The sequence below is a fragment of the Nocardiopsis sp. NPDC006832 genome (genome assembly GCF_040635885.1).
Taxonomy (GTDB): domain Bacteria; phylum Actinomycetota; class Actinomycetes; order Streptosporangiales; family Streptosporangiaceae; genus Nocardiopsis.
In genome coordinates, this window is sequence record NZ_JBEYLC010000025.1 from 61,444 (window position 1) to 81,153 (window position 19,710).

General features: G+C 67.8%; 17 protein-coding genes. 14 read left to right on the forward strand and 3 right to left on the reverse strand.

Annotation, left to right across the window (positions count from 1 at the left end; genetic code table 11):
* The first annotated feature begins 46 nt into the window (after positions 1-46).
* Complete coding sequence (locus ABZ717_RS14185; protein WP_358509471.1) at positions 47-703, forward strand: ATP-dependent Clp protease proteolytic subunit; 657 nt, start codon at positions 47-49, stop codon at positions 701-703.
* 294 nt (positions 704-997) lie between these two features.
* Positions 998-2,275, forward strand: a complete 1,278-nt coding sequence (clpX, locus tag ABZ717_RS14190; RefSeq protein WP_358509474.1) for an ATP-dependent Clp protease ATP-binding subunit ClpX — start codon at positions 998-1,000, stop codon at positions 2,273-2,275.
* Positions 2,276-2,400: 125 nt separating this feature from the next.
* On the opposite strand, the gene ABZ717_RS14195 is transcribed toward clpX, so the two are convergent.
* On the reverse strand, positions 2,401-3,114 hold the full coding sequence (locus ABZ717_RS14195) for a DUF305 domain-containing protein (RefSeq protein WP_358509478.1): 714 nt from the start codon (positions 3,112-3,114) through the stop codon (positions 2,401-2,403).
* 364 nt (positions 3,115-3,478) lie between these two features.
* Between ABZ717_RS14195 and ABZ717_RS14200 the strand changes: the two genes are divergently transcribed.
* Both ABZ717_RS14200 and ABZ717_RS14205 read left to right on the forward strand, forming a co-directional pair.
* Positions 3,479-4,888, forward strand: a complete 1,410-nt coding sequence (locus ABZ717_RS14200) for a hypothetical protein (protein ID WP_358509481.1) — start codon at positions 3,479-3,481, stop codon at positions 4,886-4,888.
* Between the two features lie 131 nt (positions 4,889-5,019).
* Positions 5,020-6,426 (forward strand): hypothetical protein, encoded by a 1,407-nt coding sequence (locus ABZ717_RS14205; RefSeq protein WP_358509484.1) that lies wholly within the window; start codon positions 5,020-5,022, stop codon positions 6,424-6,426.
* 66 nt (positions 6,427-6,492) lie between these two features.
* On the opposite strand, the gene ABZ717_RS14210 is transcribed toward ABZ717_RS14205, so the two are convergent.
* Together ABZ717_RS14210 and ABZ717_RS14215 are read right to left on the reverse strand one after the other, a co-directional pair.
* Positions 6,493-7,359 carry a hypothetical protein gene (locus ABZ717_RS14210; RefSeq protein WP_358509487.1) on the reverse strand — a complete coding sequence of 289 codons (867 nt, stop codon included), beginning with the start codon at positions 7,357-7,359 and terminating at the stop codon, positions 6,493-6,495.
* Between the two features lie 150 nt (positions 7,360-7,509).
* Positions 7,510-8,754: a hypothetical protein gene (locus tag ABZ717_RS14215; protein ID WP_358509490.1), complete on the reverse strand. Its 1,245-nt coding sequence runs from the start codon at positions 8,752-8,754 to the stop codon at positions 7,510-7,512.
* A 111-nt stretch (positions 8,755-8,865) separates the two neighbouring features.
* Here ABZ717_RS14215 and ABZ717_RS14220 point away from each other — a divergent pair, with 111 nt between their 5' ends.
* From ABZ717_RS14220 to ABZ717_RS14265, 10 genes are all read left to right on the forward strand, one after another.
* Positions 8,866-10,215, forward strand: a complete 1,350-nt coding sequence (locus ABZ717_RS14220; protein WP_358509493.1) for a folylpolyglutamate synthase/dihydrofolate synthase family protein — start codon at positions 8,866-8,868, stop codon at positions 10,213-10,215.
* Positions 10,216-10,249: 34 nt separating this feature from the next.
* Positions 10,250-10,654 carry a DUF4233 domain-containing protein gene (locus ABZ717_RS14225; protein WP_358509496.1) on the forward strand — a complete coding sequence of 135 codons (405 nt, stop codon included), beginning with the start codon at positions 10,250-10,252 and terminating at the stop codon, positions 10,652-10,654.
* A gap of 158 nt (positions 10,655-10,812) precedes the next feature.
* Entirely contained in the window at positions 10,813-11,217 is a 405-nt protein-coding gene (gene ndk / locus ABZ717_RS14230) for a nucleoside-diphosphate kinase (RefSeq protein WP_067602072.1), read from the forward strand.
* Positions 11,218-11,471: 254 nt separating this feature from the next.
* A complete protein-coding gene (locus ABZ717_RS14235) occupies positions 11,472-12,506 on the forward strand; it encodes a rod shape-determining protein (protein WP_358509501.1) in 1,035 nt (344 codons plus the stop codon).
* A 1-nt stretch (position 12,507) separates the two neighbouring features.
* Complete coding sequence (gene mreC / locus ABZ717_RS14240; protein WP_358509504.1) at positions 12,508-13,407, forward strand: rod shape-determining protein MreC; 900 nt, start codon at positions 12,508-12,510, stop codon at positions 13,405-13,407.
* Positions 13,404-13,964 (forward strand): rod shape-determining protein MreD, encoded by a 561-nt coding sequence (gene mreD, locus ABZ717_RS14245; protein ID WP_358509507.1) that lies wholly within the window; start codon positions 13,404-13,406, stop codon positions 13,962-13,964. The genes mreC and mreD overlap by 4 nt, the downstream gene beginning before the upstream one ends.
* Before the next feature lie 4 nt (positions 13,965-13,968).
* On the forward strand, positions 13,969-16,074 hold the full coding sequence (gene mrdA, locus ABZ717_RS14250; protein ID WP_358509510.1) for a penicillin-binding protein 2: 2,106 nt from the start codon (positions 13,969-13,971) through the stop codon (positions 16,072-16,074).
* On the forward strand, positions 16,074-17,252 hold the full coding sequence (gene rodA / locus ABZ717_RS14255) for a rod shape-determining protein RodA (protein WP_358509513.1): 1,179 nt from the start codon (positions 16,074-16,076) through the stop codon (positions 17,250-17,252). The genes mrdA and rodA overlap by 1 nt, the downstream gene beginning before the upstream one ends.
* Positions 17,253-17,442: 190 nt before the next feature.
* Positions 17,443-19,383: a TIGR03960 family B12-binding radical SAM protein gene (locus ABZ717_RS14260; RefSeq protein WP_358509516.1), complete on the forward strand. Its 1,941-nt coding sequence runs from the start codon at positions 17,443-17,445 to the stop codon at positions 19,381-19,383.
* The gene (locus ABZ717_RS14265; RefSeq protein ID WP_358509519.1) at positions 19,380-19,565 is read left to right on the forward strand and encodes a hypothetical protein; all 186 of its coding nucleotides are present in this window, start codon (positions 19,380-19,382) and stop codon (positions 19,563-19,565) included. Before ABZ717_RS14260 ends, ABZ717_RS14265 begins: the two co-directional genes overlap by 4 nt.
* Positions 19,566-19,710: the final 145 nt, after the last annotated feature.

Consider the following 19,710-nt stretch of genomic DNA (forward strand, 5'->3'; position numbering starts at 1 on the left):
GTCCTGACCCAGTCCATGGATCGGCGTAGTGCGTGGAAGGCGTGAAATGACCGAGTTCAACCCCAGTCTGATCGGCGGCGCGGCCTCGATGGCTCCCCAGAGCCGCTACGTGCTGCCGTCCTACGTGGAGCGCACGTCGTACGGCGTCAAGGAGATGAATCCGTACAACAAGCTCTTCGAGGAGCGGATCATCTTCGTCGGCGTGCAGATCGACGATGTCTCCGCCAACGACTTGATGGCCCAGCTCATCACCTTGGAGCAGCTCGACTCCGAGCGGGACATCCAGATGTACATCAACTCGCCGGGTGGTTCCTTCACCTCCCTCATGGCGATCTACGACACCATGCAGTTCGTGCGCCCCGACATCCAGACGGTGTGCATCGGACAGGCCGCGTCGGCCGCCGCGATCCTGCTGGCGGGCGGCACCCCGGGCAAGCGCGGCGCGCTGCCCAACGCCCGCATGATGATCCACCAGCCCGCCACCGAGGGCATGCACGGCCAGGCCAGCGACATCGAGATCCAGGCCAACGAGATCACCCGGATCCGGCAGCAGCTGGAGACGACCCTGTCCAAGCACACGGGTCGCTCGCCCGAGCAGGTGTCCAAGGACATCGAGCGCGACAAGATCCTCACCGCGGAGGAGGCCGTCGAGTACGGTCTCATCGACTTCGTGTTGCCCTACCGCAAGGCTTCCCTGAAGTAGGGCACCCGCCGGAGAAACCCCGAGCCGAACCGGACTCCGCGCATTCGCGTGGATGTTCCGGTAGGGGTTCTCCGGCCTCGTAAAGCATGCGCCGGACCGGTTCGGGACCCGCCTGGAACAACCCGGTGGTGAAGCCGGTCCGGTTTTTCGCTTACCCTGGCGGGGAGCGACACACAGATCGCCCCGTCCGTGACCGGTCGGTCGTGGACGGAAGATTCACGGGAGTTCGCTTCCGTGCCGTCCGACGTGAAACGCGTCGGGGGCGGGGTGGCCTTAGTTTTGAGGAGTGGCTGGGTGGCACGCATCGGCGACGGCGGGGACCTGCTGAAGTGCTCATTCTGCGGTAAGAGCCAGAAGCAGGTGAAAAAGCTCATCGCGGGCCCCGGCGTGTACATCTGCGATGAGTGCATCGATCTGTGCAACGAGATCATCGAAGAGGAACTCGCCGACGCCACCGAGCTCACGTGGGATTCCCTTCCCAAGCCGCGGGAGATCTTCGACTTCCTCGACTCGTACGTGATCGGTCAGGAGCAGGCGAAGAAGGCTCTGTCGGTGGCGGTGTACAACCACTACAAGCGGGTTCGTTCCGAGGGCGACCGTCCCGGTGACGAGGACGTGGAGATCGCCAAGTCCAACATCCTGCTGCTGGGTCCGACCGGTTCGGGCAAGACCCTGCTGGCGCAGACCCTCGCCAAGATCCTGAACGTTCCCTTCGCCATCGCCGACGCCACGGCGCTGACCGAGGCCGGTTACGTCGGCGAGGACGTCGAGAACATCCTCTTGAAGCTGATCCAGGCCGCGGACTACGACGTCAAGAAGGCCGAGACCGGGATCATCTACATCGACGAGGTCGACAAGGTCGCCCGTAAGAGCGAGAACCCGTCGATCACCCGGGACGTCTCCGGGGAGGGTGTGCAGCAGGCGCTGCTGAAGATCCTGGAGGGCACCACCGCGAGTGTTCCGCCGCAGGGCGGGCGCAAGCACCCGCACCAGGAGTTCATCCAGATCGACACCACCAACGTGCTGTTCATCTGTGGTGGCGCCTTCGCCGGGCTGGAACAGCTCATCGAGTCCCGTACCGGGCAGCAGGGCATGGGCTTCAACGCCGTGCTGCGGCCCAAGACCGAGGAGTCCGAGCGGGCGCTGTTCGGCGAGGTCATGCCGGAGGACCTGCTCAAGTTCGGGATGATCCCGGAGTTCATCGGTCGTCTGCCGGTGATCACCAGCGTGCACAACCTGGACAAGGCCGCGCTGATCCAGATCCTCACCGAACCGCGCAACGCCCTGGTCAAGCAGTACCAGCGGCTGTTCGAGCTGGACAACGTGGAGCTGGAGTTCACCCAGGACGCGTTGGAGGCCATCGCCGAGCAGGGCATCATCCGCGGTACCGGTGCCCGTGGTCTGCGCGCCATCATCGAGGAGGTCCTGCTCTCGGTGATGTACGAGGTGCCCAGCCGGGAGGACGTCGGCCAGGTGATCATCACGCGCGAGTCGGTGGAGCAGCACGTCAACCCTACGATCGTCCCGCGCCGCAAGCCGGAGGACGACGATCGCCAGGAGAAGTCCGCCTGATCGATTCCGTGCGGCCCTGAACCGCTCTCGCACGACAAGGGGCGCCCTCGCATCGAGCGAGGGCGCCCCGTCGTGTGTGCGACCACCTGGTGCCCGGGGCACCCCGGGGGCTCGGCCGGGAAGGATCAGTCCTCGTCCTCCAGGACCGCCTCCATGCGGGCGATCTCGGTGTTCTGCTCGGCGATGAGGTCGTTGGCCATCCGCATCACGGTCTGGTCGTGTCCATCGGAGAGGACGTCCACGGCCATGGCCACCGCGCCCTCGTGATGGGCGGTCATCAATTCCACGAACAGGTGGTCGAACTCGTCGCCCTCGGCGTCGGTGAGCCGTCGCATGTCCTCTTCGGAGACCATGCCCTGCATGTCGTCATGGTCGACCTCCAGGTCACAGAGGGGGACGTCCTCGCCCTCCGAGTGGTGGCCGCCCTCGCCCTCCAGACCGCAGAAGTTCTGGTGGGCGGGGTTGTCCCGGGCCGGACCGAAGATGTTCTCCTCCAGCCAGCTCTCCATCGCGGAGATCTCCGGGTCCTGGGCCGCGGCGATGCGGTCGGCGATGCGTTCGACGCCGTCGCGCCGGTAACGGTCCGGGACCAGGTCGGTCATCTCCAGGGCCTGGGAATGGTGTTCGATCATCATCACCAGGTAGGTGACGTCGGCTTCGTTGTGTCCCTGTTCCTCGGCGAGCGCGGCGATCTCCTCGGCGGTCGCGGGGGTGGAGGACTCTCCGGGGGCGCCGGGGGAGATGACGTTGGCGGACTCCTGTCCGTCGTCGTCCGCGTTGCAGGCCGGGGCGGCGAGCAGGACGAGGGCGGTTCCGGCGGCGAGTGCCAGGCGACGCACGTGGTCTCCTCCAGGGGGTGGGGCGGACGGGCCGGGTGGGGACCGCCGGTGTCGGTGGTATGCGACATCCTGCGGGTTTTCTACTCACTCCGTGGGTGTTTTGTCCAGTGCGGAGCCGGTGTTCGTCCGGCCGGCTCCAGGCGTCCGCCGTCGGTGCGCGGCCGATGGCGGCGTGTTCGTGGGGATGTCCTGAGGGCCACAGTCGTGTGTCCCCGAAGACAGGAGGATGTCACCGTCGCAGAGGCCCGCAGTACCGCGCCTTCGAACTGTTAAGACCTATATTTCCTTTGTTTCCCTCTATACATATTGATGTTGAACTGTGTACGTTCTTTCTGTTTCGCTCCATTAGGAATCAGGAGTACACATGGCGTCATCCCCCACCCACCCCCGTGCAGGACGCCCGCTTCACCGCAGAGCACTCACCGGTGTCGCCCTCACCGCCGCCGCACTCCTGACCGTGGGCCTCCTCGGCCCCGTCGGTGCGGCCGCCGACACCACCCCCTTCGAAAGCGACGCCGAGACCAGCCCCAACGTCACCCACGTCGCGAACCTCCCCAAGTCCGAGGCCATGGACGACTACAACTCGGACCTGGCCTTCACCGGCGACTACGCCATCGGCGGCAACTACAACGGCTTCGTCATCTACGACATCTCCGAGCCGGAGGCCCCCGAGGTCGTCTCCGAGGTCCTGTGTCCGGGCGGTCAGGGCGACCTGTCGGTCAGCGGCGACCTGGTGTACTTCTCCGTCGACTACCCGCGCGCGAGCGACGAGTGCGGTGCGCCGTCCGTGCCCACCAGTGACCCGGACGGGTTCGAGGGCATTCGAGTGTTCGACATCTCCGACAAGGCCGCCCCCGAGTACGTGGCGGCGGTGGCCACCGACTGCGGATCGCACACCCACACCCTCGTCCCGGGCAAGGACGGCGAACACGACTACGTGTACGTGTCCTCCTACTCGCCCAACGCGAACTTCCCGAACTGTCAGCCGCCGCACGACAAGATCTCCATCGTCGAGATCCCCATCGACGCACCGTCCGAGGCCGCCCTGGTCAGCGAGCCGGTCCTGTTCCCCGACGGCGGTAACACCAGGACCACCGGTTGCCACGACATCACCGCCTACCCGGAGATCGACCTGGCCGCGGGCGCCTGCATGGGCGACGGCATCCTCATGGACACCTCCGATCCGGCCCACCCGGTGGTGACCGACGTCGTCCAGGACGAGAACTTCGCGTTCTGGCACTCGGCGACCTTCACCAACGACGCGAGCACGGTGATCTTCACCGACGAGCTCGGCGGTGGCGGCGGCGCCATCTGTACCGAGGAGTACGGGGAGGAGCGCGGCGCCAACGCCATCTACACCATCGGCGGCACCGACGACGATCCCGAACTCACCTTCGAGAGCTACTACAAGCTTCCGCGCGTGCAGACCGCCACCGAGAACTGCGTCGCCCACAACGGATCGCTCATCCCGGTCCCGGGCCAGGACTTCTTCGTGCAGGCCTGGTACCAGGGCGGTGTCTCGGTGATCGACTTCAACGACCCGAAGAACCCCCGCGAGATCGGCCACTTCGACCGTGACCCGATCGACGACGATCGGCTCGTCCTCGGTGGTTCCTGGTCGGCGTACTACTACAACGGCTACGTGTACTCCTCCGACATCACCCGTGGACTCGACGTCCTGAAGATCGACGACCCGCGTCTGCGCTCCGCCGAACGCGTCACCTACGACGAGTTCAACCCCCAGTCGCAGCCGAGTTACCGACCCGGCCGCTGACCGACCCCACGAATCCCTCCCGGTGGCTCCTCCTGGGGAGTCAGGGCAAACGGGAGGACCAGGGGCCGCGGCGTTCGCCGCGGCCCCGCCGCATACAGCCCCCGCCCTCTATGCGACCAACAGGAGAAAGCATGCCCGCAGCTTCCCCGAGACACGGAGGAGTTCGACGATCGACCGTCGTGGCCCTCACCGCGGCGGCGACCCTGCTCGCGGGGCTGCTCGGCCCGGCGAGCGCCCAGGCCGATGCCCCGCCCTCCGAGGACGTCACCAGCGAGAACGTCGAACACATCGCCAACCTGCCCAAGCCCGAGGCGGTCAGCAACACCAACTCGGACATGGCCTTCACCGGTGACTACGTCATCGGTGGCAACTACGACGGGTTCGTCATCTACGACGTATCCGAGCCGGCGGACCCGGAGATCGTCTCCGAGGTCCTGTGCCCGGGCGGCCAGGGGGACCTGTCGGTCAGTGGCGACCTGGTGTACTTCGCCGTGGACTACCCCAACGCGAGCGACGAGTGCGGCGCCCCCGCGGTTCCGGTGACCGACCCGGACGGTTTCGAGGGTGTGCGCGTCTTCGACATCTCAGACAAGGCCAACCCCCAGTACGTGGCGGCCGTGCGCACCGACTGCGGATCGCACACCCTCACCCTCGTGCCCGGCGACGACGAACGCGAGTACGTGTACGTGTCCTCCTACGCCCCGGCCGAGGAGTTCCCGAACTGTCAGCCGCCGCACGACAAGATCTCCGTCATCGAGGTGCCGCTGGACGATCCGGCCTCGGCCGCGCTCGTCAACGAACCCGTGCTGTTCCCCGACGGCGGCAACCACGACCAGGACGGCCTGCTACGTCCCACCGAGGGCTGCCATGACATCACCGCCTACCCGGAGAAGGACCTGGCCGCGGGCGCCTGCATGGGCGACGGCGTCCTCATGGACATCTCCGACCCGGTCGAACCGGTCGTGACCGAGGTCGTCCAGGACGAGAACTTCGCGTTCTGGCACTCGGCGACCTTCACCAACGACGCGAGCACGGTGATCTTCACCGACGAGCTCGGCGGCGGCGGCGCGGCCACCTGCACCGAGGAGATCGGCCCGGAACGCGGTGCGAACGCCATCTACACCCTGGACGGCGAGGGCACCGACGCCACCCTCGACTTCGAGTCCTACTACAAACTGGAACGCCACCAGGGCGACGAGCAGGTGTGCGTGGCGCACAACGGTTCCCTGATCCCGGTGCCCGGCCAGAACTACTTCGTGCAGGCCTGGTACCAGGGCGGTGTCTCGGTGATCGACTTCAACGACCCGAAGAACCCCCGCGAGATCGGCCACTGGGACCCGGACGACCGCATCGACCCCGACATCGAGAACGGCAGCTCCTGGTCGGCCTACTACTACAACGGCCACGTCTACTCCTCGGACATGCGCCGGGGCCTGGACGTCCTGGAACTGACCGACCCGCGTCTGCGCCCGGCCGAACGCGTCACCTACGACGAGTTCAACCCGCAGACCCAACCGAGCTACCGACCCGGCCGCTGACCGGCTGACAGGACGGGGCGCGGGAAGGGGGAGACCCCTTCCCGCGCCCCGTGGGCGAACCGGGTTCTACTCCCGCTCGAAGAGTTCCTCGGCCCGGTCGACCTTGGCCGCCGCCAGGACCCATCGCCGCAGAGTCTTCAGATCCGTACAGGATTCGATCCGTGTGCGAACCTCGGGGGTGATGGTGAGCCCGCGAGCCTGCAGAAAAGTGATGACGTTCTCGGCGGCCTCGATGGATCGACCTTCCTCGCGACCGATCCCGACGTACTTGCGGGCGAAATCGCTTTGCCACTCGTAGGTTTCCACGGCCATCAAGTCCTCCAGCTCCTTCCGAGCGGCCTCGTTGAGGCCGGCGAGCACATAGTCATAATAGAAGGTCCGATTTTCCGGGGTCGTGGAGTTCAAAGCCTCCACCACGACCTTCAGGGCTTCAGGGTCGTGGTCGGCGTGCGCCCTGGCGGACAGCAGCGCCAGTTCGGGAAGTTTCCGAGCTTCTTCCTTCTCGATGATCCTTGGTGTGTCGCTTGGCCCGATCACCAGAGGTTCCAGGTCGAAACCCGGATGGCCGGTGCGGATCGGCTTGGCGCACCACGACGCGATGGTGTCGGTCGGGCACAGGACCAGGAGCATCGTCGGACACCCCAATCGGACGTACAGGGTGACCAAGTAGGCGGGCCAACTACGGTGCTTTTCTCGGTCATACCCGTGTTGACGTTCGATCACCACCGCCATGACGTTCGTGGTGCCGTCTCGCAACACCACGGCACCGTCGCTGTTGAGTTCCTTGGGGTCGCAGTTGGTCAGCACCGAACTGGTGTTGAGCACTTCGGTGTGTCGCGGGACCTCGAAACCGAGGGACTCCAACAGCGCGGGGGCCATCGCGGGCTGGTTCTGCACGAGCCGCAGTGGGATCTCGTGTTCTCGTGTGGGCATGCGGATTCCTGGGGTTCGGACACGGTCGAACAACGCCATGAAGACATTCCGACCTGCGAGGGGTTACCAAGAGTGAGCATGGCGTGATTTCCGGCGGTGCGTCGGTGTTTTCGAGGAATCGACGAATACGGGTATGGCCGGAACCCGAGGTCAGCGAGGGGCGAAGAGGCGATCGGTGGGGGCGTCCAGGACCTCGGTCATACGGCCGGTGAAGTACACCGTGCCCAGGGCCAGGACGCGGTCGCCCAGGGACGCCACGAAGTCCGGGGTGATCCTCTCGGCGTCGATCCGGTCCCAGTGGGCGGGTAGGTCGTGGTCGAAGCGCAGGTGGGCCTCGGGCAAGCGCACGGCGGTGACCGGTGTTCCACCGAGGGCACCTATGGCGCCGGACACGTCCTTGTGGTCGGGCAGGCAGAGCAGCACGTGGTCGACACCGCCCCAACGGGTGTGGGCCCGCGCGAGGGCGGTCGCCACTCCCACGCGGTCGATGGCCGAGTCCACCAGCGCGCGGGCGGTCGCGCTGCCGGGCACGGGATGTTCGGACAGCCGGGCGGGCAGGTTCAGGGTCCCCAGCACCTGGTGCAGACGGTCGGTGGGGGCGGGCCCGTGGCCCAGGAGTTCGAGCGCGCGGGTCCCCGCGGCCACGCCCAGGACACCCGAGGCGGCCGACAGACCCGGGGGACGCAGGGCCGGAGGCGGCGCCGAGCCGGGGAGATCCGGGTCGACGATCTCGGGGGAGACACGGCCGGCGGTGACCTCCGACAGGGTTCGCTCGATGACGGGGGAGACCTCGGGGCTTTGCGGCAGGGAGACCAGGGCCCGGGTGCGCTCACCCGCCACCCGGGTCTTCTCCCGGGCGATCTCGGTCACGGTGTCGCCGAGAACCCCCAGGTGTTCGGCGAAGACCATACCGAGCGCCACGACCTCGGGGCCGACCAGACGTAGCTCGTCCCGGTGACCGCCCATGCCGGCCTCCAGGACACAGACGTCGGCGCCGATCTCACGCGCCTTGAGTAGCCCCGCCACCAGGAACAACCCGCTCGGGGCCAGGTAGCCGCCGTGTTCGGGGAGAGTCCCCCGGGCGTTCTCGATCTCCGCGCCCAAGGCGTCCAGTTCGGTGTCGGTGACGGAGGTCCCGTCCACCCGCACGCGTTCGCGGTACCCCCGAAAGCTCGGCCCGGTCACCAGGACCGTGCGCGCCCCGGCCGCGGACAGGGTCGCCGCGGCCACGGTCGCCGTGCTCCCCTTGCCCTTGGAACCCACCACCCCCAACACCGGGGCGCGCTCGCTGGACAGGCCCAAGGCCGTCAGTAGGGCGGTCGCCCGGTCCAGGCTGCGGGCCTGTCCGGGGGCGCGGCCGGCCCACTCGGAGAAGAAGGGGTCAAGGCTTGGCATGCTCCAAGTATGGTCTCGGTGACATCGGGCTTCGCACGACCGACCCGGAGCCCGGGCCCAGGTGAGGCCGCGTACACTGACGCGGGTGTACACCCCGACCAACGAGACCCTGTGAGCGGCCAGGGCGCCCATGAGCGCTACGCCGAGGTCACCGCGCAGATCCTTTCCCGCGCCCCAGAGACCGACATCGATCCACGCCTGGACCGGGTCCGTACCGTCCTCGACCTCTTGGGCGACCCGCAGCGCAACTTCCGGGTCATCCACGTCACCGGGACCAACGGCAAGACGTCCACGGCACGCATGATCGACGCCCTGGTGCGTGGACGAGGCCTGCGCGCGGGCCGCTACACCAGCCCGCATCTGCGGACGATACGCGAACGCATCGTCGTGGACGGCGAGCCCATCTCCCAGGAGCGGTTCGTCGAGGCCTACGACGACATCCACCCCTACATCGAGATGGCCGACTCGATGAACGACGCCCCTCTGTCGTTCTTCGAGATCCTCACCGTCATGGCCTACGCCGTCTTCGCCGACGCCCCCGTGGACGTCGCCGTGGTGGAGGTGGGCATGGGCGGGACCTGGGACGCCACCAACGTCGTCGACGGAGACGTCGCGGTGGTGACACCCATCGGAATCGACCACACCGACTACCTGCCCGACACCCTCGACGGCATCGCCGAGGAGAAGGCGGGCATCATCAAACCCGACTCCCTCGCCGTGGTCGCGCAGCAGCCGCTGCCCGCAGCGGAGGTCCTGCTCCGGCACGCGGCCGAGGTCGGTGCGACCGTCGCACGCGAGGGTCTGGAGTTCGGGGTGACCTCCCGTGAGGTGGCCGTCGGAGGTCAGCAGATCGTCGTCAAGGGCCTCACCGGGACCTACGACAACCTCTTCCTGCCGCTGTTCGGCGAGTACCAGGCAGGCAACGCCGCCGTCGCCGTCGCCGCCGTCGAGGCCTTCTCCGCCGCCGAGGACGCCATCGGGCTCGATCCCATGATCGTGGCCGAGGCTCTGGCGGGGCTGGAAGCACCCGGGCGTCTGGAGGTCGTGCGCACCAGCCCGACCGTCATCGCCGACGCCGCACACAATCCGGCCGGGATGATCGCCACCGTCGCCGCCGTCGAGGAGGCCTTCGCCTTCTCCCGGCTGATCGGCGTGGTGGCCATCATGGCCGACAAGGACGTCGAGGGGATTCTGGATCCCCTGGAACCACTGCTCGACGAGATCGTCGTCACCCGTAACTCCTCGCCGCGTTCCCTCGAACCGGAGAGGCTGGCCGCGCTCGCCGAAGAGATCTTCGGTGAGGACCGGGTGCACGTGGCTCCCCGACTCGACGACGCCATCGACCGGGCCGTGGGCCTGGCCGAGGCGGAAGGCGAGTTCGGTGGGGTCGGCGTGCTGGTCACCGGTTCCGTGGTCACCTCCGGAGACGTCGTGCACCTGCTGCGCGGCGCCGGCGGATAGCGGGCGCCACGATCCTCCTACGAAGGGAAACACCATGCGCGTGGTCTGCGCCGTAGTGCTCGTGTTCGAGGCCGTAGTGATCGGCCTGGCGATCCCCATCGCCATCCAGCTGGAAGGGGTGGACCCGTCCATCGCCGGCGGGGTGTGGGGCGGCATGGCCGTGGCCGCGCTGCTGCTGTCCGGGTTGCAGAAGTACACCTGGGCGCACTACGCGTCCTGGGCCCTGCAGGCCGCCTTCCTGTTCAGCTCGTTCATGGTCAGTGGCGCGCTGTTGGTCGCGATCGTGTTCGTGTCCCTGTGGGTGGTCGCGGTGATCCTGGGCCGTCGGGTCGACGAGACGCGGGCGGCCCACGCCGCGCGCGCGGAGTCCGTGGCGGGCGAGGGCGCTTCCGGCGGTGAGGACGTGACCACCGCGTCGTCGGGGCCGCAAACGCGATAGTGTGACGCACGTCCGGGCGGGCCAGGAGCCGCGTCGAGCGGGCCTCCCCTCATCCGCCGGTCCCGGACGCACACCCGTACACCCCACCGCGCGCGGCCTCGCCGAGGGCCCAGTGCCGCGTGTGCCGCGCGGGGGTCCAGTGAGGAGTTGAAACGCACGTGGAGCGCACTCTCGTTCTCATCAAGCCGGACGGTGTCCGCCGCAACATCGTCGGTGAGGTCATCTCGCGCATCGAGCGCAAGGGCCTGAACCTGGCCGCCATGGAGCTGCGCACGCTCGATGCCGACACCGCCAAGACGCACTACGAGGAGCACGCCACGCGTCCGTTCTTCGAGTCGCTGGTCGACTTCATCACCGGTGGACCGCTGGTCGCCATGGTGGTCGAAGGCGAGCGCGCCATCGAGGCCTTCCGTGCCCTGGCCGGCGCCACCGACCCGGTGACGGCGTCCCCGGGCACCATCCGCGGCGACTTCGCCCTGGAGGTGCAGCAGAACATCGTGCACGGTTCGGATTCGACCTACTCGGCCGAGCGCGAGATCAAGCTCTTCTTCCCGGACCTGTAAGGGTTGCGGCGCGCCCCTCGTGGGCGACGAGTATCGACGCGACGCGTCCCTTCGGGGGCGCGTTCGTCGTTTCCGGGGCGTTCGGTGGTGTTCTTCGCGCCGTGTGCGCGGAGCGGGGCAACGAATCGGTGTGTTTGCGTAACGGACTAAGTGCCTAGGGTTACGATACGGGGGACTGCATACATAACGTGCCGGAACGACTACGTATGGTCGTCCGCGTTTCCGCGCCTGTAGGGCGCCTCTGAGGACGTTACATGCCGAACAACCTTGCATTTCTAGGCCGGGACATGGCCGTCGACCTGGGTACCGCCAACACGTTGGTGTACGTGCGCGGGCGCGGAATCGTACTGAACGAGCCTTCTGTGGTCGCGCTCAACACATCGAGCGGCAAGATCGTGGCGGTCGGTATCGAGGCCAAACAGATGATCGGGCGCACGCCCTCCAACATCACGGCCATCAGACCGCTCAAGGACGGCGTCATCGCCGACTTCGAGGTCACCGAGCGGATGCTGCGCTACTTCATCCAGAAGATCCACCGCCGTCGCCACTTCGCCAAGCCCCGCATCATCGTCGCGGTGCCCAGCGGTATCACCTCCGTCGAACACCGCGCCGTCAAGGAGGCCGGTTACCAGGCGGGAGCCCGGCGGGTCTACATCATCGAGGAGCCCATGGCCGCCGCGATCGGCGCCGGGCTGCCCGTGCACGAACCCACCGGGAACATGGTCGTCGACATCGGCGGTGGTACCACCGAGGTCGCCGTCATCTCCATGGGCGGGATCGTCACCTCCCAGTCCATCCGGGTGGGGGGCGATGAGCTCGACGAGGCGATCACGACCTTCGTCAAGAAGGAGTACTCCCTGATGATCGGGGAGCGCACCGCCGAAGAGCTCAAGGTGGCCATCGGCTCCGCCTATCCGACCGGGGCGGAGGAGCTGCACGCCGAGGTGCGTGGACGCGACCTCGTCAGCGGTCTGCCCAAGACCATCGTGATGTCCGAGTCCGACGTGCGTCAGGCCATCGAGGAACCGGTCATCGCGATCATCGACGCGGTCCGCACCAGCCTCGACAAGTGCCCGCCGGAGCTGTCCGGCGACATCATGGACCGCGGAGTGGCCGTGACCGGCGGCGGCGCGTTGCTGCGCGGCCTGGACGAACGACTCCTCCACGAGACCGGGATGCCCATCCACGTCGCCGAGAACGCGCTCGACTCGGTCGCCATCGGCTCCGGCACCTGCGTGGAGAACTACGAGCGCCTGCATCAGGTCCTCGTCCCGGAACGGCGGCGTTGACATGCTGAGCGACACCACGCGGTCCCGGCTGGTCCTCGCGGTGCTGGCCGCGATCGCCCTGGTCCTGCTGGTCGTCGACGCGCGTCCCGGCAGTGATCCGGTCACCTCGATCGCCCGCAGCGGTGGCGAACTGGTCTTCGCGCCCACCGCCGCCGCCGTCGGTCTGGTCTCCGGGCCGTTCGTTCGTGTCCACGAAGGATTCAGTGCCGGGCCGGAGGCGGCCGACCGCATCGGCGAGCTTGAGGACGCCAACGCCGAGCTGGAGTCCGAACTCCAGGCCGCCCGGATCGACGACCATCGCGCCGACAGGCTCGACGACATGCTGCACCTGTCCGGCCTCGGCTCCTACGAGGTCGTTCCGGCCCAGGCGGTCACCCGCACCACCGCGCGCGGCTACGCGCACACCGCGACCCTGGACGCCGGCACGGATTCGGGCATCGAAACGGACATGACCGTGGTCAACGGCGACGGTCTGGTCGGTCGGGTCATCGAGGCCGGTCCGCGCACCGCCACCGTCAAACTCGCCACCGACGTCGACTCCTCGGTCGGCGCCCGCCTGGAGGAGTCCCGCAAGATCGGCGCGATCACCGGGGGGAGCGTCCCCGGTGGTCCCGAGGCCGACATGACGTTGGAACTGTTCGACCTGGAGGCGCCCATCGACCAGGGCGACCGGGTGGTCACGCTCGGCTCGCACGAGGGCGCGCCCTTCGTTCCGGGGGTGCCCATCGGAACCGTCGACGAGGTGGAGGTGGCGCCCGGCGCGCTCAGCCGGATCGCCAAGATCACCCCGGCGGTGGACTTCGCCGCCCTGGACGTGGTGGGAGTGGTCGTCAAGGGTCCGTCCGAGGACCCGCGCGACTCCCTCCTGCCGCCCAAGCCCGAACCGGAGGGGGACCAGTGAGGTCCGTCGCAACCCTGCTCATGGTGGCCGTCGCGGTGCTCGTCCAGGCCACCATCGTCAACCGGCTCCCGTTCGACTGGGGGCCGGGGCCCGACCTGGTGCTGGCCGCCGTGGTGGCGGTCGCCCTGACCACGAGCCCCGCCGCGGCCGCCGGTTGCGGTTTCGCGGCCGGACTGGCCATGGACGTCCTGCCGCCCGCCGAGCACCCCATGGGCCGCTACGCCCTGGTGCTGTGCGTGGCCGCCTACCTGGTGGCCCTGTTGCGCGCCAACACCGGTCTGGGAGGTTCGGTCGGAGGCCGGATCCCTTGGTGGACCGCCCTCGGCGTCGTGGCCGTGGGCTCTCTCATCGTAGGACTCGGGTACGCGTTCATCGGGCTGGTCATGGGCGACGCCCACGTGACCGTGGGCTCGGTGGCCGCCAACGTCGGAATCGGTACCTTGGCGACCACTCTGGTCGCCCCGTTGGTCACCCTGCCGGTCTTGGGCGCGCGATCCATGTTCACCGAGGAGGACTTCGCGACCATCCAGGGACCGACCTCCGTGGGCAGGTGGTGACGTCGTGCGCAAACCACCGATCGACCCCAGGCTCCCCGGCCCCAAACTCGGCCGGGCCGGTCTGCTCTTCGTCCAGTTCATGGTGCTGATCATGTTCGCCGCCCTGGTGGGTCGTCTTTGGTACCTGCAGGTGCCCATGGCCGACCACTACCGGGAGCTCGCGGTGGCCAACCACCACCAGCAGTTGGTCGTGCCGGCCACCCGAGGCCAGATCCTGGACTCGGCCGGGCGACCCCTGGTCAACAACCGCACCGAACTCGTCGTCTCCGCCGACTACCACGAGCTCCAGGCGATGGAGGACGGCGGCGAGAAGGTCCTGACGGACCTGGCCGAGGTCCTCGACGTCCCCGTGGAGGACCTCCAACAGCGCGTGCGGTTGTGCAGCCCCGAGGTCGAGCGCCCATGCTGGCCCGGTTCGCCCTACCAGCCCGTCACCCTCGCAGAGGGGATCGAGGGCCAGGTGGCACTGCAGATCATGGAGAGCTCCGAGGACTTTCCCGGCATCACCGCGCAGGCCCAGGCCTCGCGCGAGTACCCGCAGGGCGAGCACGCCGGACAGATGCTCGGCTACCTCCAGCCCGTCACCCAGGAGGAACTCGACGCCCGGGAGGAGTTGCGCACCCGCTTCACCGGAATCGACCAGGTGGGCCGGGACGGCCTGGAGGCCGTCTACGACCAGGAACTGCGCGGCACCGCCGGTCTTCGCACCCTGGGCGTGAACAACCACGGCGAGGTCATGGACGTGATCTCCGACGAACTGCCCGTGGCCGGCCGCCACATCGTCACCCACATGGACATCGAGGTGCAGAAGGCCGCCGAGGAGGCGCTCGCCCGGGGAATGGAGGGCGCACGACCCAAGTACCGCGCCGACTCCGGCGCCGCCGTGGTCCTCGACGTCACCAACGGTGGAGTCGTCGCCATGGCGAGCCTGCCCACCTACGACCCGAGTATCTGGCAGGGCGGGATCGACCAGCAGACCTTCGACGACATCCTCAGCGAGGAGGCGGGCGAACCCCTGCTCTCCCGAGCCGTTCAGGGCACCTACCCGCCCGGCTCCACCTTCAAGGTGTCGTCGATGTCGGCGGCGGCCGAGAACGGTTACTCGCTGCACGACAGCTACGCCTGCCCCGGTTCGGTCAGTCTGGCCGGGCAGTCCTACGAGAACTACGCGGGCGCCGGACAGGGCAGCATCAGTCTGAAGCAGGCCATCGTCAAGTCCTGCAACACCGTCTTCTACAACTTCGGTTACCAGATGTGGCAACAGGACGGCGGGCTGCATCCCGACGGTGAACCGAAGGAAGCGATGGCCGAGATGGCCCGCGGCTACGGATTCGGCTCGCCGACCGGGGTGGACCTGCCCTACGAGACCGGTGGTCGCATCCCCGACCGCGAGTGGAAGCGCACCTTCTGGGAGGAGACCCGGGAGGGTAACTGCGCCCGCGCCGACGAGGGATACCCGGAGATCGCCGAGACCAACCCATCGCACGCCTCCTACCTTCAACGACTCGCGCACGAACACTGCGTCCAGGGTTTCGAGTGGCGTGCCAACGAGGCCATCAACTTCTCCATCGGACAGGGCGACGTGCTGGTGAGCCCGTTGCAGCTGGCCTCCGCCTACGCCGCCATCGCCAATGGCGGGACCCTGTACGAGCCGCGCGTGGCCAAGGCCCTGGTCGCCGCGGACGGATCCGACGTGGAACCCATCGAACCGACGGTCAAGGGCGAGCTTCCCGTCAGCGACGAGACCCTTCGCTACCTGCAGGAGGCGCTGACCGAGGTGACCAAGACGGGTACCGGTGGCGGTGCCTTCGGCGACTTCCCGCAGGACGAGGTGTCCGTGGCGGGCAAGACCGGTAGCGCCGACGCCGAGCAGCGCCAGGTGTCGTCCTGGTTCGCCTCCTACGCCCCGGCCGACGACCCGCAGTACGCGGTGGCCGTCCTGGTCTCCCAGGGCGGTACCGGTGGCGAGACGGCCGCGCCCATCGCCCGCGAGATCTACGAGGCCATCTACGGGATCGGGGACGGAAAGGAACTGCTGCCCGACGGCAAGCCCCACTCCGACCTGCCCACCGTTCGTTCGGACGGTTCCATCGACTCGCTGGAGCCCTGATGGACACCTACAGCGGAACGTCCCGGCGACGGAACCTCGGCCGGACCGCCGCCACCGCGATGGGGAACGCTCGACGCCTCGACTGGGTCCTCGTCCTCTCGGTGCTCTTCCTGGGAGCCATCGGGGCGCTGCTGGTGTGGTCCGCGACCCTGCCGGGTGACGGGGGAGACCCCCGTGACTCCATGGACGCGCTCCTGCGCCACCTGGCCCACCTGGCGGTGGCGTGGGTGGTGTGCCTGGTCGTGGCGACGATCGACTACCGGACGGTGCGTGCCTACGCGCCCATCGTCTACGCGGTGACGGTCATCGCCCTGGTCCTGGTGCTCACCCCGTTGGGTGCGGTCGTCAACGGGTCGCGGGGCTGGCTCGTGATCGCCGGGTTCCAGTTCCAGCCCAGCGAACTCGCCAAGATCGGACTGGTCCTGGTCCTGGCCACCTTCCTGGGCGAACCCCGGGACGGCGAGACCCGGCCGATGAGCCGCGACGTGCTGCTGTGCGTGCTGGTCGTGGCGATCCCGCTCGCCCTGGTCATGCTCCAACCCGACCTGGGCACCACCCTGGTGCTGTGCGCGACCTTCCTCGGCATGCTCACCCTGTCGAGGGCGCCCCTGGTGTGGGTGGGGAGCATGCTCGCCGTCGGGGCCGCCGGCGCGTTCGCCGTGTGGTGGTTCGAGATGTTGGAGCCCTACCAGGTCGACCGCATCGCCACCCTGATGGACCCGGCCGCCGACCCGCAGGGCTCGGGATACAACTCCGCCCAGGCCCTCATCGCGGTGGGGTCCGGCGGTTTCGACGGCACCGGCCTGTTCCAGGGCGAGCAGACCCACGGACGGTTCGTACCCGAACAGCACACCGACTTCATCTTCACCGTGGCGGGGGAGGAACTCGGGTTCGTCGGTGCCGCCGCGATCATCGTGCTGATGGGCGTGATCATCTGGAGGATCCTGCGGATCGCCCTGGGTTGCGACCTGCCCTACCCGCGGATGCTGTGCGTGGGAGTGGCCGCCTGGTTCGCGTTCCAGGGCCTGATCAACATCGGTATGTGCCTGGGCGTGGTGCCGGTGACCGGCCTTCCACTGCCGTTCGTCTCCTACGGCGGCACCGCGATCATGGCGAACATGCTCGCCCTGGGGCTGGTGTTGGGCGTCAACTCCCGCGACCGCGGTTTCGAGTACTGAGCCCGTTCGGTCCGGGCCCCGCCAGGGACGCACCCGACAGGGACCCGGACCGAAGACCCTGTGGAAAACCGGTCGGAGGCCCCCTACGGCTGTAACCTGGGAGATCCACCGCGCGTGGGCGATACCGGCCCCGCGGGTATCCGGCCAGGAGCCGGGCAGACACGATGTCCGCCGATCGAAGGCCCACACCATGTCCGTCGAAAGTCTCTTCCCGCGTATCGAACCCCTGCTGAATCGGGTGAGCAAACCCATCCAGTACGTGGGCGGTGAGCTCAACTCCGTGGTCAAGGAGTGGGACGACACCCGGGTCCGTTGGGCGCTGATGTACCCGGACGCCTACGAGGTGGGCGTACCCAACCAGGGCGTGCAGATCCTGTACGAGATCCTCAACGAACGCGAGGGGGTCCTGGCCGAGCGTGCCTACGCCGTCTGGTCGGACATGGAGGGGCTGATGCGCGAGTACGGCATCCCGCAGTTCACGGTCGACGGTCACCGCCCCGTACGCGCCTTCGACGTGCTCGGACTGAGCTTCGCGAGCGAGATGGGCTACACCAACATGCTCACCGCGCTGGACCTGGCCGGTATCCCGCGCCGCTCAGCCGACCGCACCGAGGACGACCCGATCGTGCTGGCCGGCGGGCACGCGGCCTTCAACCCCGAACCCATCGCGGACTTCCTGGACGCAGTGGTGCTGGGCGATGGCGAGGAGATCACCCTGGCCGTCACCGAGATCATCCGGGAGTTCAAGGAGGAGGGCGAACCGGGTGGGCGCGACGGACTGCTGTCGCGCCTGGCCGCCACCGGCGGGGTGTACATCCCGCGCTTCTACGACGTGGGCTACCACGACGACGGCCGGATCGCCGCCTACACACCGAACCGGCCGGGGGTTCCGGGCACGGTGCAAAAGCACACCGTGATGGACCTGGACGAGTGGCCCTACCCCAAGAAACCCATCGTGCCCACGGCCGAGTCCGTGCACGAGCGCTACAGCGTGGAGATCTTCCGCGGCTGCACCCGCGGTTGCCGTTTCTGTCAGGCCGGGATGATCACCCGCCCGGTACGAGAGCGCAACCAGGACACCGTCCAGAAGATGGTGGAGGAGGGCGTGCGCAACTCCGGCTTCCAGGAGGTCGGTCTGCTCTCCCTGTCCAGCGCCGACCACAGCGAGATCGGTGACATCGCCAAGAACCTCGCCGACGAGTACGAGGGCACCAACACCGGCCTGTCGCTGCCCTCCACCCGGGTCGACGCCTTCAACATCGACCTGGCCAACGAACTCACGCGCAACGGCCGCCGTTCCGGGTTGACCTTCGCGCCCGAGGGCGGCAGCGAACGCATGCGCCGGGTGATCAACAAGATGGTCACCGAAGAGGACCTCATCCGTACCGTCACCGCCGCCTACGCGGCCGGGTGGCGACAGGTGAAGCTGTACTTCATGTGCGGGCTGCCCACCGAGGAGGACGAGGACGTCCTGGCCATCGCGGACCTGGCCACCGAGGTCATTCGGACCGGGCGAGAGGTGACCGGGCGCAAGGACATCCGCTGCACGGTCTCCATCGGCGGGTTCGTGCCCAAGCCGCAGACACCGTTCCAGTGGGTCGGCCAGACCTCCCACGAGGACGTGGACGCCAGGTTGCGCAAGTTGAGGGACCGACTGCGCGGTGACCGCAAGTACGGGAGGTCGATCGGTCTGCGCTACCACGAGGGCCGACCATCGATCATCGAGGGACTGCTGTCCCGCGGCGATCGCCGTGTGGGTCGGATCGTAGAACAGGCCTGGGAGGAGGGCGGCCGCTTCGACGGCTGGAGCGAGCACTTCTCCTACGACCGTTGGAAGAAGGCGGCCGAGGTCGGCCTCGCCGGTACCGGGGTGGACCTGGACTGGTTCACCACCCGAGATCGGGACGAAGACGAGGTCCTGCCCTGGGACCACCTGGACGCCGGGCTGGATCGGGCCTGGCTCTGGCAGGACTGGCAGGACTCCCTGCACGGCGAGGAATCGCTGGAGGTCGACGACTGCCGCTGGAACCCCTGCTACGACTGCGGCGTGTGCCCCAGCATGGGCTCAACCCCACAACTGGCAGACCTTGACAGGAAGCTCCTGCCCCTGACGGTGGTGAACCGCCGATGAACAGGGCTTTCGACCACGTCGCCGAACAGTTCATGACCCTGTCCGAGGCCGAGCAAAAAAATCTTCTCGCCGGCCTCCCGTTCACCCGCAGGCCCGAGCCCGAGCGGTTCCACAGCGCCCCTCGTGAGATCCCAGAAGCCCACTCCGAGACCGAGGTGACCTTCGAGGTGGAATGGGGATAGCCAGAGCTGGGCGGCCCAAAGAGGCCACCTGAAACACAAAAGTGATCTTGCTTCGGTTCGGTAGACAGATGTCCACTTTCGGATAGTTTGCTACTGAATGAGGAGATTCAAGATGCCTAGGACCCGACCGGCCTACCCGCAGGAG